General features: G+C 46.5%; 14 protein-coding genes. 11 read left to right on the forward strand and 3 right to left on the reverse strand.

Annotated features, from left to right (window positions below; genetic code table 11):
- Positions 1-149 precede the first annotated feature (149 nt).
- Entirely contained in the window at positions 150-1,580 is a 1,431-nt protein-coding gene (gene glnA / locus JHC35_RS08675) for a type I glutamate--ammonia ligase (protein ID WP_295044294.1), read from the reverse strand.
- 73 nt (positions 1,581-1,653) lie between these two features.
- Entirely contained in the window at positions 1,654-2,433 is a 780-nt protein-coding gene (locus JHC35_RS08680) for a histidinol-phosphatase (protein WP_295044296.1), read from the reverse strand.
- A gap of 72 nt (positions 2,434-2,505) precedes the next feature.
- Between JHC35_RS08680 and JHC35_RS08685 the strand changes: the two genes are divergently transcribed.
- The 8 genes from JHC35_RS08685 (at position 2,506) to JHC35_RS08720 (ending at position 11,023) form a co-directional block, all read left to right on the forward strand.
- Positions 2,506-3,225, forward strand: coding sequence for a chemotaxis protein (locus tag JHC35_RS08685; protein ID WP_295044298.1), 720 nt, complete (start codon positions 2,506-2,508; stop codon positions 3,223-3,225).
- Positions 3,226-3,277: 52 nt separating this feature from the next.
- Positions 3,278-4,570 carry a peptidase U32 family protein gene (locus JHC35_RS08690; RefSeq protein ID WP_295044300.1) on the forward strand — a complete coding sequence of 431 codons (1,293 nt, stop codon included), beginning with the start codon at positions 3,278-3,280 and terminating at the stop codon, positions 4,568-4,570.
- A gap of 97 nt (positions 4,571-4,667) precedes the next feature.
- Positions 4,668-5,162: a 5-(carboxyamino)imidazole ribonucleotide mutase gene (gene purE / locus JHC35_RS08695; protein WP_295044302.1), complete on the forward strand. Its 495-nt coding sequence runs from the start codon at positions 4,668-4,670 to the stop codon at positions 5,160-5,162.
- A gap of 193 nt (positions 5,163-5,355) precedes the next feature.
- Entirely contained in the window at positions 5,356-5,826 is a 471-nt protein-coding gene (locus JHC35_RS08700) for a DUF3972 domain-containing protein (protein ID WP_295044305.1), read from the forward strand.
- Entirely contained in the window at positions 5,793-6,680 is an 888-nt protein-coding gene (locus JHC35_RS08705; protein ID WP_295044308.1) for an ARMT1-like domain-containing protein, read from the forward strand. The genes JHC35_RS08700 and JHC35_RS08705 overlap by 34 nt, the downstream gene beginning before the upstream one ends.
- A 126-nt stretch (positions 6,681-6,806) precedes the next feature.
- On the forward strand, positions 6,807-7,688 hold the full coding sequence (gene glyQ / locus JHC35_RS08710) for a glycine--tRNA ligase subunit alpha (RefSeq protein ID WP_295044312.1): 882 nt from the start codon (positions 6,807-6,809) through the stop codon (positions 7,686-7,688).
- 2 nt (positions 7,689-7,690) lie between these two features.
- Positions 7,691-9,928 (forward strand): AAA family ATPase, encoded by a 2,238-nt coding sequence (locus tag JHC35_RS08715; protein ID WP_295044314.1) that lies wholly within the window; start codon positions 7,691-7,693, stop codon positions 9,926-9,928.
- 75 nt (positions 9,929-10,003) lie between these two features.
- Complete coding sequence (locus tag JHC35_RS08720) at positions 10,004-11,023, forward strand: cytochrome-c peroxidase (protein WP_295044317.1); 1,020 nt, start codon at positions 10,004-10,006, stop codon at positions 11,021-11,023.
- 83 nt (positions 11,024-11,106) lie between these two features.
- Here the strand turns inward: JHC35_RS08720 and JHC35_RS08725 are convergent, their stop codons facing one another.
- Positions 11,107-11,787 carry a L,D-transpeptidase family protein gene (locus tag JHC35_RS08725; RefSeq protein ID WP_295044320.1) on the reverse strand — a complete coding sequence of 227 codons (681 nt, stop codon included), beginning with the start codon at positions 11,785-11,787 and terminating at the stop codon, positions 11,107-11,109.
- Positions 11,788-11,856: 69 nt separating this feature from the next.
- Between JHC35_RS08725 and JHC35_RS08730 the strand changes: the two genes are divergently transcribed.
- From JHC35_RS08730 to JHC35_RS08740, 3 genes are all read left to right on the forward strand, one after another.
- On the forward strand, positions 11,857-12,480 hold the full coding sequence (locus JHC35_RS08730) for an acyl-CoA acyltransferase (protein ID WP_295044323.1): 624 nt from the start codon (positions 11,857-11,859) through the stop codon (positions 12,478-12,480).
- An 86-nt stretch (positions 12,481-12,566) separates the two neighbouring features.
- Positions 12,567-13,964, forward strand: a complete 1,398-nt coding sequence (locus JHC35_RS08735) for a Na+/H+ antiporter NhaC family protein (RefSeq protein ID WP_295044326.1) — start codon at positions 12,567-12,569, stop codon at positions 13,962-13,964.
- A complete protein-coding gene (locus tag JHC35_RS08740; protein ID WP_295044329.1) occupies positions 13,961-14,629 on the forward strand; it encodes a response regulator transcription factor in 669 nt (222 codons plus the stop codon). The genes JHC35_RS08735 and JHC35_RS08740 overlap by 4 nt, the downstream gene beginning before the upstream one ends.
- The last annotated feature ends 14 nt before the right edge of the window (positions 14,630-14,643 follow it).

Raw genomic sequence — 14,643 nt, forward strand, 5'->3', positions numbered from 1 at the left:
CCAAAGCGATTGGAAGCGTTCTGTTGAGGGGGCGCTTTTCTTTTGATTACTTTTCTTTTCTAAAAAGAAAAGTGATGAAAAAAATTAAAGATTATGTATGAAAAAGAGCAAAAGAAAAAGTGTGCAGGGTTTTCACCCCGCACAGAAGATTAACAAGAGTAAGTAGATTTAAATTCGAACGCAGTCGGACGAGCTTCGTCAGGCCATACTTGTGTTTCAAATTTATAGTTTTGGTAGGTATCGATGAACTCATCGGTCATTACCGGTTTCAAGAAATCGTTATCACGGATCAATGATTCCAATGCACCGCGTAATGTGTGTGGCATTTGTTGGATACCTTTTTCACGGATTTCATTCAACGTAAGTTCGAACAAATCTTCATCCATTGGTCCAACCGGAACAGTTTTGTTTTTGATACCATCAAGTCCAGCCAACAACATAGCCGTAAACGCAAGGTATGGGCATGAAGTTGAATCCGGGAAACGCATTTCGATACGTGTCGCTTTTTCACCCGCACCGTACGGAACACGGCAAGAAGCAGAACGGTTTTGGCTTGAGTAGGTCAAGATTGACGGTGCTTCGAATCCAGGGATAAGACGTTTGTATGAGTTGGTTGATGGGTTAGTGAACGCCGCAACCGCACGTGCGTGTGCAAAGATGCCGCCTATATAGTGAAGCGCTGTTTCAGACAAGTTGCTGTAACCGCCCTCTTTGTAGAATGTATTTTTGCCGTCTTTCCAGATTGACTGGTGAACGTGCATGCCGTTACCGTTATCTCCATAAAGCGGTTTAGGCATAAATGTAACTGTTTTACCGTTAAGGTGAGCAACCATTTTAATAACGTATTTCAATTTTTGTACGTTATCCGCTGCTTCAACCAAAGTTCCGAAAACGATACCGATTTCACCTTGACCTTGCGCAACTTCGTGGTGACCAAGAACAACTTCTAGTCCCACTTGCTCCAACGCCAACATCATCTCAGCACGAAGATCAACCATAGTATCGATCGGTGCTACCGGAAAATATCCACCTTTTGTACGTGGGCGGTGACCCGTGTTGAAACCGTCTTTGAACTCTTTTGCATCATTCCATGCACCCTCTTCAGTGTCTACTTCATAATATGAGCAGTTTGCTTCATCGCGGATTTTAACATCGTCGAATACGAAGAACTCATTTTCCGGTCCGAAATATGCAACATCACCGACACCGGCATTTGCAAGGTGCTCAAGAGCTTTTTTAGCGATTGAACGTGGGCATTTTTCGTATGCTTGACCTTTATAGATATCGTAAACATCACAGAAAACGATGATGGTCGGATCAGCAGTAAACGGATCCATGAATGCAGACGGAGCGTCCGGTTTCAACAACATGTCTGAACGGTTAATCGGCTGCCAAGCATCGATTGATGAACCATCAAACGGAAGACCGTTTTCAAAGTGACCTTTGTTTACCGCGCTCATGCGATAGCTAACGTGATGCCATGTCCCTTTCATATCGGTGAAGCGAAAATCTACGAACTGAACGTCGTTCTCTTTACAAAAACTGAAAAACTCGTCGACACTGTTTACGAATTTACCCATGCAAATCTCCTGAATGTAATTAAAGTTAATGTAGTATAGCAAAACTTGCCAAAAAGTGAAGTGTTTAAGGTGATTAAAATTTAATCAATTCGCGATCCCGACCTCGATATACTGCACATTGTTCATATCCTACTGAGCGGGCAAGTGCTTCGACCTGATCTGAATACATTCCAACCTGCTCTTTTGCATGGGCATCCGAACCAAATGTAATCGGTATCTCCATCTCCGCAATCTGTTCTAATAATAAAGGGGCAGGATATGCCTCCTCTATCGGTTTTCTATACCCAGCAACATTGATTTCTATGGTCATATTGGAGTGCTTGATCGCTTTTAGCGCATCATGCGCCAACAAACGGATATCACTGGTCGGAAGATATTTGAAAACCTTGAGTAAATCCAAATGCCCCACGATATCAAATTTACCGCTCGATGCCATCGCTTCAACCAAAGAAAAATAACGGCGGTATATGTCATCAATATCCGCCCCAACGTAGCGACCGATAAACTCGGGATTATCAAATCCCCAATCATCGATAAAATGGACACTTCCGATCAAATAATCACAAGGGCGTTTTAAAATAATATCGTCCATATACCCCGGCAAAAAGTCAACTTCGTACCCGAGTAAAACGGTAATTTGATCGCGATAACGCTCCTGAGCCTCTTTGATCCACGATTCATAGAGTTCCATCTGTGCAAAACTCATCCGGTACGCTGGATCGTAATGCATCGGCGCATGATCGGAAAAACCGAAGTACTCCGTTTGACACGTAATTGCCGCTTCGACATATTCTGCTACAGTGCCCGTAGCATGGTTACAAAGTATCGTATGATTGTGTAGATCGGCTTTCATCTCTATTCCTAAGAAAAAATTATCATTTTAATGTTATTATAGTGCAATTTCAAATCGTTTAGGACAGTGATCATGACGCAAGAAGAATTAGATGCGCTAATGAATGGTGATATAGACATGGATGCCGGTTTCGAAGAAAATGAGCCAGCAGAGGTTCCTGAAGAGCCCTCAATCAAAGAAGAAGCCGTTAGCAATGCACTTCATGACAATGAGGAAGACCCTGACAAATACCGTGTTTCCGCGCTCCACAGTTGGCCTCCGCCACCGCCGACGGATGATAATAAAATGGTTCATCAACTCGATGATGTTACCAAAGAGAGCGAGCAAAAAGCATCTGAAATCTTTGATTTGATCGAAGGGATTAGTAACGATTTGGGTAGCGGCGAAAAAGATGTCAAATCGGTTCAAGCAATCGTGAAAAGCAACATTGAGCTCTTTACGACATTGAGTGCAAAGTTCCCTCATGTTGAAGCGTTCAAAACGCAATTAGCAAAAAACCAAACTGCATCCGATTCTCTTCAAGAGATTCTCGAAATGCTCCAAAACGGCGGTGATACGATTATAAATATTATGGATATTATGCAGTACCAAGATATTCATCGTCAAAAAATTGAGCGGGTTATCAATGTTATGCGTGCCCTCTCTACCTATATGAACCATCTATTTTCCGGAAAAATCGATGATTCCAAACGGGTTTCTTCTGCCGTCCACATTCACGGAGATACAACAACCGAAGATGTCGTAAGCAGTGATGATATTGAAGCATTACTTGCATCGTTTGGGAAAAAATAAATAAACAAAACGGTACAATCCGCTCACTATTTTTGACCACAAGAGAGTCATATTGAAAAAAGTCGAGCTCCTCTCCCCTGCGGGGAATTTAGAAAAACTCAAAATCGCTATCGATTACGGCGCAGATGCCGTATATGGCGGTGTCAGCCATTTCTCCCTCCGTATCCGTTCCGGAAAAGAGTTTGACATGGAGAGCTTCAAAGAGGGGATCGATTACGCCCACGCACGGGGTCGTAAAGTCTACGTTACCATCAATGGCTTCCCTTTTAATTCTCAACTCAAACTTCTCAAAGAACATATTGCTGCCATGGCTTCCTTGAAACCCGATGCCTTTATCGTCGCAACACCGGGTGTTCTCAAACTTGCACATCAGATTGCTCCGGATATGCCGCTGCATCTCTCGACACAAGCCAATGTCATGAATGTCCTCGATGCTCAGGTCTACCACGATATGGGAGCACGCCGTATCATCGCCGCACGCGAAATTTCGCTCAAAGACCTCAAAGAGATTAAAAAAGAGCTCCCCGATTTGGAGATCGAAGTGTTCGTTCATGGCTCAATGTGTTTTGCCTACAGCGGTCGATGTTTAATCTCAACGCTCCAAAGCGGTCGTGTCCCTAACCGAGGAAGCTGTGCGAATGACTGCCGCTTTCCCTACGAGATGTATGCCGCCAACCCTGAGACAGGAACACTCTTCAAACTTGTCGAAGATGAAGGGGTCGGAACCTATATCATGAATTCCAAAGATCTCAATCTTGCATCCCATATCAAAGAGATTCTTGATGCGGGGTGTATCGATTCACTTAAAATCGAAGGACGGACCAAAGCACCCTATTATGCAGCTATAACGGCGAAAGTGTACAGACGTGCCATCGATGATTATTATGCCGGAAAGTTTGATGGGGAACGATACCAAAAAGAGCTAAATACGATGCAAAATCGTGGCTTTACCGATGCTTATCTCATCAACCGTCCGTTTGAAAAAAACGATACCCAAAATCTCGATTATTCGATGATGATGGGAACCCATCAAGTCAGCGGCATCGTCGATGAATCGGGAGAGTATTTCGAGTGCAAATACAAAACGTTCCCGAACGATACGATGGAACTCGTTTTCCCTGAGGGGAGTTCCCTAAAACCGATCGATAACGAGATTGGAAAAGTGTGGGAGGAGAATGGTGAGTGGCGTATCAGCTTCAAGCAGCTCCTCGCTGAAAACGGCAAAGTGTGGGATCAAGTCCACAGCGGAAACCTCAACCGCTTTAAACTACCGTGCGCTCTGCCTCATTTTACTTTCTTCCGTATCCCTGCCACCGAAGAGATGGGGACGATTACCAAATGTTAATATATCCGTTCGCCCTGAGCCTGTCGAAGGGTAAATTCATGGTTCGACAAGTTTACCATGAACGAAAATTTAAAACAAATACCAAGGAGTTAATACAATGAAATTCGTATCGATTATCATGGGGAGCAAAAGCGATTTTGATGTTATGAAATCGTGCTCGGATACTCTCGAAGAGTTTGGTGTGCCATACGAACTGATTATCTCATCCGCTCACCGAAGCCCTGAACGTACTAAAGAGTACATCGCGACAGCAGAAGCAAAAGGGGCACAAGTCTTTATCGCAGCGGCAGGTATGGCGGCCCATTTGGCAGGTGTTTTGGCTTCCAAAACAATCCGTCCGATCATCGGTGTACCGATGAAAGGTGGAGCAATGGATGGTATGGACGCGATGCTCTCTACCGTACAAATGCCATCAGGTATGCCGGTAGCAACAGTTGCACTCGGAAAAGCGGGAGCAGTGAATGCCGCGTATTTGGCCATGCAAATTTTGGCTTTAGACAACGAAGAACTTCGGATGAAACTCATGGAAGATCGGATCACAAAAGCGAAAAAAGTAGAAATGGATTCATTGGAAATTGAGACTATCTTATAGTTTCAAACCCTCTCCGACGGCGGGGCAAGCCCTTCGCCTTTGGTTGCGAACCTATCGAAGTGAGGTTACTCACCTCAATAACGGTTCTCATACTAACGCTGAGTTCTCTTCGGCGATAGTCCGTGCACGTTTGCGTGCTTTAATTTGGGTACGCATTTTGCTATACTAAATCAAAATTTGAAGGCGGTAGACAATGCAAGGGTGGATGAGTATCGACGATTACGCAAAAATGACCAATATGGATCGAAGTGCCGTTGAAGCGTTAATCGTAAGAGGAAAACTAACTACCCTTATCGAAGACGGCGAAGTGATCATCGATCCGGGTCAAGGGATGGAGGGTCTAGTCCCTGCCACCATGCAAGAGCTCAGTGCATCGCAAGCCGATATTACGCTGGGTGCCAATTTTGTCGAAAAAACAATCGGAACGATCATCAATCTCCATGAAAAAGTGCTCGTCGCCAAAGAAGAAACGATCGAATCGATCAAAAACGAAAATGAGTTTCTCAAAGATGCCCTCGCCTCTCTCCAAGAACTCTATGAGGAAGACCGCAGAACGATTGAAACCCTCACCGAACAACTCAAACTCTCGCAACAAGAAGTTGAATTCATGCGCCGTAAATACAAACTGATGTGGGGCAAAGTGATCGACGACCACGCTCAATGACGATTCAAAGTGAATGTATAGCCTGTATAGCAGGACAAAGCCGCCGTGTGTGCGAAGCAATTCATGCCGATAAATCTCTGAGCGAACACATTATCAATTACGTTGAAACCGCCCTTCAGAGTGCCGATTTTACCCTTTCTCCTCCCGTCATTGCCGCGCCTCTCTATGAAGGAATGGCTAAACTTGCGCAAACGGCAGACCTCTATGATGAACAAAAACGGCATGCTACCATTCAGGCAAAAAGTTATCTCCCTTTTTTAGAAGAGACGATTCAAAACAGCCATGATCCGTTTATCGCCATTCTCAAAACCGCTGTTGTGGGAAATGTGATCGATTTGGCTGCAGAAGTGAGCTTCGATTTACACAACGCTATCACTTCCGTTTTTGACACCCCGTTTGCACAGGATGAAAGTGAATCGCTTCGGCATGCATTGACAGAAGCAAAAAGTGTTTTGTATATCGGTGACAATACTGGGGAGCATCTTTTTGACGCACTTGCGATTCGCGAACTTCAAAAACTTTATCCAAAGATAGTGTTTTCTTATATGGTTCGAGGGGCTCCGATCATCAATGACGTTACCCTCAAAGAAGCGCATGAAGCTGGAATGGAGCAAATTTGCCGTGTCGTAGATAGCGGTGTTCCGACCCCCGGATTTGTCTATGAGCTCGCTTCAACTGAAGCAAAAAATCTCTTCGATCATGCCGATTTGATCATAGCGAAGGGTATGGGGAATTACGAGTGTATGACCCCGCAGCAGCGATTAAATATCTGTTTTTTACTCAAAGTCAAATGCTCCGTCGTCGCGGAGTCTTTGGGTCAGCAAATCGGCGACATCGTTTGTAAACTCTCCTAAGCACTGCAGACCCGTTTACGCCATATTCCACTATTCAATTTACTTATGATAAGGCGTGTATCTTTAAGAAACCCCTTGGGGTGTCGTTTTTTGGTATAATCACGTACTTTATTTCATGGGACTCTTATGATTACGTTTGGTGATTTGCTTTTAAAACTTCAACAATTTTGGAACGACCAAGGGTGTGCGATTGTTCAGCCCTATGACATTGCCGCCGGTGCAGGTACATTCCACCCTGCTACGTTTCTCCGTTCACTCGATTCAAAACCGTGGTCGGTTGCCTATGTCGCACCGAGCCGCCGCCCGACAGACGGCCGCTACGGCGAAAATCCGAACCGTTTGGGAAGCTACTACCAGTTTCAAGTACTGATCAAACCAAGCCCTGAAAATATCCAAGAACTTTATCTCAAAAGTTTGGAGTATTTGGGGCTAAACCTCAAAGAACACGATATCCGTTTCGTCGAAGATAACTGGGAATCGCCGACACTCGGTGCATGGGGTCTAGGATGGGAAGTATGGCTAAATGGGATGGAGGTGACACAGTTCACCTATTTCCAACAAGTCGGCGGTGTCACCTGTGATCCGGTAGCGGTCGAAATCACCTACGGGACGGAGCGTCTGGCGATGTATCTCCAAGGGGTTGATACGGTGTTTGACATCGTCTGGAGTGAAAACACATTCGGAAAAACCCTCTACCGTGACATCCATAAAGAAGGTGAGATCGAATTCAGCAAATACAACTTCGAAATCGCCGATACGGCAATGCTTTTCCATGAGTTTGAAGCCAAAGCTGCCGAGTGTAAACGATGCCTCGATGTCGAGCTTCCCCTCCCCGCATACGATCTGTGCATGATGGCATCTCATACATTCAATACTCTCGATGCACGCAAAGCGATCTCCGTCACGGAACGCGCCAACTACATCCTCAAAATCCGCGAACTCGCCAAAGGGTGTGCAGAGCTGTATAAAGCGCAAGAGGAAGAGAGAAACCTCCGCGTAAAAGCGTAAGCGTGCAAACCCTCATCGGTCAAATCGATCGGATCATCTACCAAAACAACGGCTTTTTCATCGCCGCCCTCAAAGGCGGGGATAAAATCAGCGCCCATTACTACGAGAGCGACGTCGATAATCTCAAAGACGCCGCAGTAACCCTCAAAGGATCATGGGAAGAACACCGTCAATACGGTCGGACGTTCAAAGCCCATACCATCATTATCAATCAAAACGAACTTTTCTTTTTTCTCAACCGTGTGGTCAAAGGATTCACGAAAAAACTGACCGCTGAACTGATCGAAAAGTACGGAACTGAAGGGCTTATTGAAATTTTGGACAACGACATCGAGCGGCTCAAAACCCTAAAAGGGATGAGTGAGAAACGGCTCCTCAAACTCTCTACGGGATGGAAACAGTTTCGTTCCATGCGCGCCTTGGGAGAATTTTTGGCACCGTTTGGGGTAACTCCGGCATTGCTGCGTCTGATTGCAGAGGCGATGAAAGAGATCAAAAACCCTATCGAAGCGATCAAAAATAACCCCTATGGTCTCATGCGCATCAACGGCATCGGATTCAAAAAAGCCGATGAAATCGCTCTGAATATGGGACTCAAAACAGACGACGAACGACGGATCGGCGCCGCTATGGAGTATACCCTCAGCGAATACTGCGATGCGGAGGGAAACAGCTGTATCGATAAGAGCACCCTTTTTGCCAAACTCGATCTTCTCGTCGAATTAGGAGATCACAGAGCCTATGAAGAGGCTCTTGATGATCGGCTGCGTGAGGGGAGTATTACCCTCCTTCCGAGCTCAAAACTCTCACCGCGCCGAATTTATGAAGCAGAAACACTCCTCATCGAAGAGTTCAAACGGCGAGGAAAAAATACCCATGATGTGTTGAGCGAGGATTTGGATCCTTTTTTGAGTGCACATGAACTGAAACTGGGTGAACAACAACGCGAGGCATTGGAGCTGATTAACCGAGGATGCGGTCTCATTTTGCTCGTCGGGTATGCCGGAACGGGGAAAAGTACCACCGCAAAAGCGCTCCTCGATCTCCTATCCTCCCGCCATGAACCAAGCCTCATTATGACCTGTGCCCTAAGCGGCATCGCGTCTCAGAGGATACGAGAGCGTAGCGGCTACCAGAGCTCGACGATCCAAAGTCTTTTGGTACGGTTCGAATCACATGATGTCATGCCCTATAAGGTTGTTCTGATCGATGAAGCTTCAATGATCAACTCCCTCCTCTTTGCACGGCTGATGGCGAAGATTGATCGCGATGCTATCGTGATTGTGGTCGGCGATGATGCACAGCTTCCCCCTATCGGAGCGGGGAGCCCACTCAGCGATGCGATTGCCCTCAACCTCGCCCCAACGGTGATGCTCACCCAAATCTACCGTCAAAGCCCCGATCAGGCGATTGCCCTCATCGCCAATGACGTTCGTCGCGGGATCATCCCCGATTATCAGCACGAATATGAGGATTTTACCTTTTTAAATATCGATCTTCCCAATCGCTATGCCCTCAAAAACTCTCTCTCATCCACAGAGTTCGATGACGTTATTAAAACACTATCGCATAACACCTTGGCGGCGATTGCCGATGTCACCCTGCGCTACCTTCCCGAATCGCGTGAAAAATTGGAAGCCAAACAGATTCGTGAGTATCTCAGTGCATTCCAAGTGATTTCACCGATGAAAGGGAATACATTAGGAGTCGATAACCTCAATCTGATCCTCCAAGAGTATTTCAATCCCAATCCCAAAAAGAAGATCAAAACATTCAAAGGGGAGTTTCGTCTGATGGACAAAGTTGTCCATACAAAAAACGACAACCTCCCCTCAACAACACCCGAAGAGTTCAAAGAGGGTTCAGAAGCGACTGAACGGCGTATCTTCAACGGAATGTGCGGACTTATCTTCCGACTCGATGAAGAGGAAGAACTATGTTATGTCTATTACCCCAATGAAGAGCTGATCGTCCACTACAAATATGACCAAATAAGCGACTATCTCAATCTCTCCTATGCCCTCAGTGTCCACAAAGTTCAGGGGATGGAGTACGAGCGGGTCGTGATGGTGATGAGTTTTTCGCACCACATTATGCTCAACACAAAACTCCTCTACACGGCACTTACACGGGCAAAAAAACATTGTATTGTCGTGGGGGAGAGTGGGGCATTCGAATCGGCATGCCGACGATTGGAACACACCAAACGTTTCACGGTTATGCAAGAACTTTCCAATTAACTAAAGGATAAAAATTTTCCTTTAGATTAGTATGCTACAATTTCTAATTCAATCCAAATACAACAAGGATGCACTATGAAAACATTACTTCTATCCGCCATTGTTGCCACATCGGTTATGGGTGCTTCACTCGTCGATGAGGCTAAGAATGCCGGTTTAAAACCGATCCCATCATCTGCTAAAGCTCTCGAAAAACTCACTTCTAACCCAAAAAATCCGACCACGGCAGCCAAAGTGGAACTCGGTAAAATGCTCTATTTTGAACCGCGCCTCTCAAAAAGCGGGTTAATCAGCTGCAATACGTGTCACAACCTCGCTACGGGAGGAACTGATGGAATGGCTTCGGCTATCGGACACAAATGGACCTCAAATCCACACGGATTGAGTTCCCCGACTGTCTACAATGCCGTATTCTACAGCCAACAGTTCTGGGACGGTCGCTCTCCGCATCTCGAAGACCAAGCACAAGGACCGATCCAAGCAGGACCGGAAATGGCGGCTCCAAAAGCATTCGTCGAGGGTGTCGTAAACTCTATCCCTGAATACGTTGCACTGTTCAAAAAAGCGTACGGCAAAGATGTCAAAATCGATTTCGCAAAAGTAGCCGATACCATCGCCGTGTTCGAGCGCACCCTTGTTACCCCATCACGTTACGATGATTTCCTCAATGGCAAGAAAAATGCATTGAGCAAAGAGGAGCAAAAAGGGCTCAAAACCTTTATCACCAAGGGGTGTGCAACGTGTCATAACGACATTGCGTTGGGTGGAACCATGCAGGCATTCGGTGTTGTCGCTCCGTACAAACACATGAACGTCGGAGATTTCAAAGGGGATGCCAACGGAATGGTTCGCGTACCGACATTGCGTAATGTGACGCAAACCGCGCCGTATTTCCACAATGGGCAAATCGCAACTCTCGGCGAAGCAATCAAAGAGATGGGGCGTATCCAACTCGGTGTCGATTTGAATAATGAAGAGACCGCATCTATCCAAACATTCCTCAAATCACTTGAAGGTAAAAAACCGACTATCGTCTATCCGATGCTTCCCTCATCTACCGTATCAACTCCAAAAGTGGATGTGGTGAATCCATAATTCCTATTACTAACGTTCGCCCTGAGCCTATCAAAGGGTGGGCGTACATGGTTCGACCCAGCTCACCACGAACGGAACTAACGTTATTCACACTCGATCCCCTCAAACTCTTCTTTGTATTTTCCGCACTCGCTCTTCAATACTTGCATTATCTGAGGATTTTTTTGCGGGTCAAGCCATTTTAGCAGTTCCACCAATGGTGCCTCATCCATCGCCGTACATCCGGAAGTAGGATGTTTGTCAGCGTGATTGAGATGGATAAAAATACATGATCCCCGTCCGCTCTGCGCCATGTCATTGTATCCGATCACCGCACCGTAGCGATAAACGCCATCGGCACGACGCATCACTTCATAACTGGAAGGCAAAACGCTCTTGTCGAAAATACGGAGCATCCGATTGTAACGTGAATCATTGATATCATCCACGCAATAGAGATTCTCATCGGCGTACCAGTACGGAAGTTTAACTGTGGTGTTCTGATCATAACCGAATGCCGACGTTATCGAAAACACCCCTGCGGGTGAACGCCCGTCACCCTCTTTTTTCAACGGCTCTTTGAATGCCGCGTATCCCAATCCGTTTCTTCCCAACGTGACGGGAACGGCTGAACCCACTTTTTCCCATATTCTTGTTTTCTCATAGCGTTGCATTACCCCTGAGGTTGCATTGAGTTCCGGCGAAAGAACGACGACAAGTTGCTGCGCACCAAAAAGGAGCGAAAAGCCGCTGATCCATAAAAAGGGAAAAGTTATTTTCAACATATGAGCATTCTTAGTTTATTTTAAAGTTAGGTAGTATAGCATATTGAAAATTCGTAAAGTGAGGTTGTGATGGCAATTACCGTTCGTAAAGCAATAGAGGCGGATATTGACATCATTGCCCAAGCACTGTTGGAAAGTTCACGAGGAGGGAAAAGAATCGGACTTTTCGATCTCGTTTTCAATACTTCCGACAACGAAGCCCTCATCGGCTATCTCAAACGCTTAGCTCTCACCACTACAAAAAGCTACTGCCACTTCTCCAATTTTTTTATTGCGGTTGCCAACGGCGTCAGCGCAGGAACGATCTGCGGGTATGAGCCACGGATCGCCACTCATGAAATTTTTTCCAAAGCCCTCGAAGAGATCGGCTTTGATGAAACCTATCACGAACGGATCGCGGCCTATCTGCTGTGCGAAGGTGAAGCCGATAACAAAACCTTTGTACTGGATTTCATGCTAATCAAACCGGAATTTAAAAGCCTCGACGTCTTCAAAGAGCTGATCGGGAAAAGCATGCTCACCGCGCGTCTCAAAGGGTATCGAAAAGTTCAAACCTCGGTCGAGATCGGTTCGGTGGAGACCGAAATGATCTACAAAAAACTCGGGTTCGAAGTCATCGACGAAAAACGGAGCGAGTACTACAAAGAACAATTTGATCGGGCAGGGATCATGCGCCTTCAGATGATACTATAGATGTTACGCACTAAAACGGATGCATCCGTTTTAGTGGCAAGGACTGAAGTCCTTTGCAATCCCCTAAAGCTACAAAAACATAGTTTTTGAGAATTTTAAAAGGATCTCTTATCGAATACGGAATCTTAGGGTTAATTCCTCCTCTCATCGCTATTCTCCTCGCATTTTTCAGCCGCTCTGTTTTTGTCGCTTTGGTGGCTGCCGTTTTGATCGGGGAATTGATCATTGCCGACTTTCAGCCGCTCAATGCGATCTTATTGATGATCGAACGTTTTGCAGCATTGCTGAGTGAGGGGTGGGTGCTCAAAACGCTCGCGTTTGCAATCATGGTCGGATCGGTTATGACACTCATCGAACGCAGCGGCGGAGTAGATGGACTGGTGCATGAACTCAGCGTCAAACGCTCTTGGGTAAAAAGCAAACGGGGTGCACTGATGCCGAGTTTCATCGCCGGTATCGTCGTTTTCATCGAATCTTCCATCACCTCTCTTGTTGCCGGTGCCATCGGACGCCCTTTTTGCGACCGTTACGGCATCAGTCGCGCGAAGCTCGCCTTTGTCTGCGACTCGACCTCAGCTCCCGTCTGTTCCCTGATCCCCCTCAACGGGTGGGGTGCTTTGCTCCTCGGACTGATCGGGGGGCAAATCAGCGCCGGTCTGATCGGGGGTGAGAGCGCGACATGGCTTATCGAATCGGTTGCATTCAATTTTTACGCCTATTTTGCGCTGGCCGTCACCTTCATCGCTATATGGTTTGAAATAGAGATCGGACCGATGCGCCATGCGGCAATTTTCCCTCCAACCATCGAATGCGAAGATGACCGAGGCCATTTCGGTCTTTTTGTATGGCCAATGCTCTGGATGATCGGCGGAGTCGTCACCTTGATGTTCATCACCGGAAATGGCAATATTTTCAAAGGCTCCGGCTCTACATCGATCTTTTATACCCTGATTATCACATTGATCCTGATGTTTGGATACTATCGCTTCAAAGATGCCCTTTCAACCCGTGATTTTCTCTCGGCAGCGTTCCAAGGTGCGAAATCGATGGCTCCGATAGCCGCTATTTTACTCTTCGCATTTGCGATCGGCGGGGTCAGTTCGGATATGGAAGTAGGCAAATATCTCGCATCCTTCATCGGCAATTATCTCCCTTCGGCATATTTGGCGGGAGCCGTTTTTGTCTTAGCGGCGATTATTGCCTTTGCGACGGGAACCAGCTGGGGGACATTTAGTATTATGCTCCCGATCGCAGTCCCTTTGGCCGTCGGGCTTGATGCTCCGGTAGCGTTGGCGATGGGTGCGGTGATCTCAGGAGGGGTCTTCGGCGATCACTGTTCCCCTATCTCCGATACCACGATTATCTCCGCTATGGCAAGCGGATGTGAAGTGGGTGAGCATACACGAACACAGCTCCCCTATGCTCTCATTGCGGCCGGCATGGCATTGATCCTTTTTATAATTTTTGGAATCGCACTCTCATGATCAAAACCAAACTTCTCCTTCTTGAAGATGACCCGAACCTCTCCGAAAGCGTCAGCGAATATCTGGAGGATCACGGGTACGAAGTGATCTGTGCTTACACCGCCTCTTCTGCTGAAGATTTGATCTATGAACAGCGTTTTGATCTCTTACTCCTCGATGTCAATGTTCCGGAGGGAGACGGATTTTCACTCCTCAAAGCAAGCCGCAAAGAGGGAAACACCACCCCTGCGATCTTTATCACCTCGCGCAACGGTATGAGCGATGTCGAGGCAGGATTCGAAAGTGGTGGAGCCGACTACATCCGTAACCCTTTTGCACTCAAAGAGCTGCTTTTACGGATTCAAACGATTCTAAAGAGAAACTTTTATCATAATCCGACCGAAGCCATCTCCCTAGGCGAAGGGATTACCTATGACATTGACAATCAAATACTCAGTATCAACGGTACGGTTCAAAACTTACAGCTCAAAGAGCACAAACTCCTCAAGCTTTTTATTCAGCACCGCAACGAGCTGCTCTCGCATGAAATGATTATGGAGCATCTGTGGGATTACGATGAAACTCCAAGCGACGGAAGCCTGCGCACCTACATCAAAACGCTCCGTAAACTCCTCGGAAAGGATGCCATTGTCAGCCACAAGCGCCTCGGGTATCAATTTCGCTAAATACCGTACCCTCA

The sequence above is a fragment of the Sulfuricurvum sp. genome (assembly GCF_022759005.1).
Lineage (GTDB): Bacteria > Campylobacterota > Campylobacteria > Campylobacterales > Sulfurimonadaceae > Sulfuricurvum.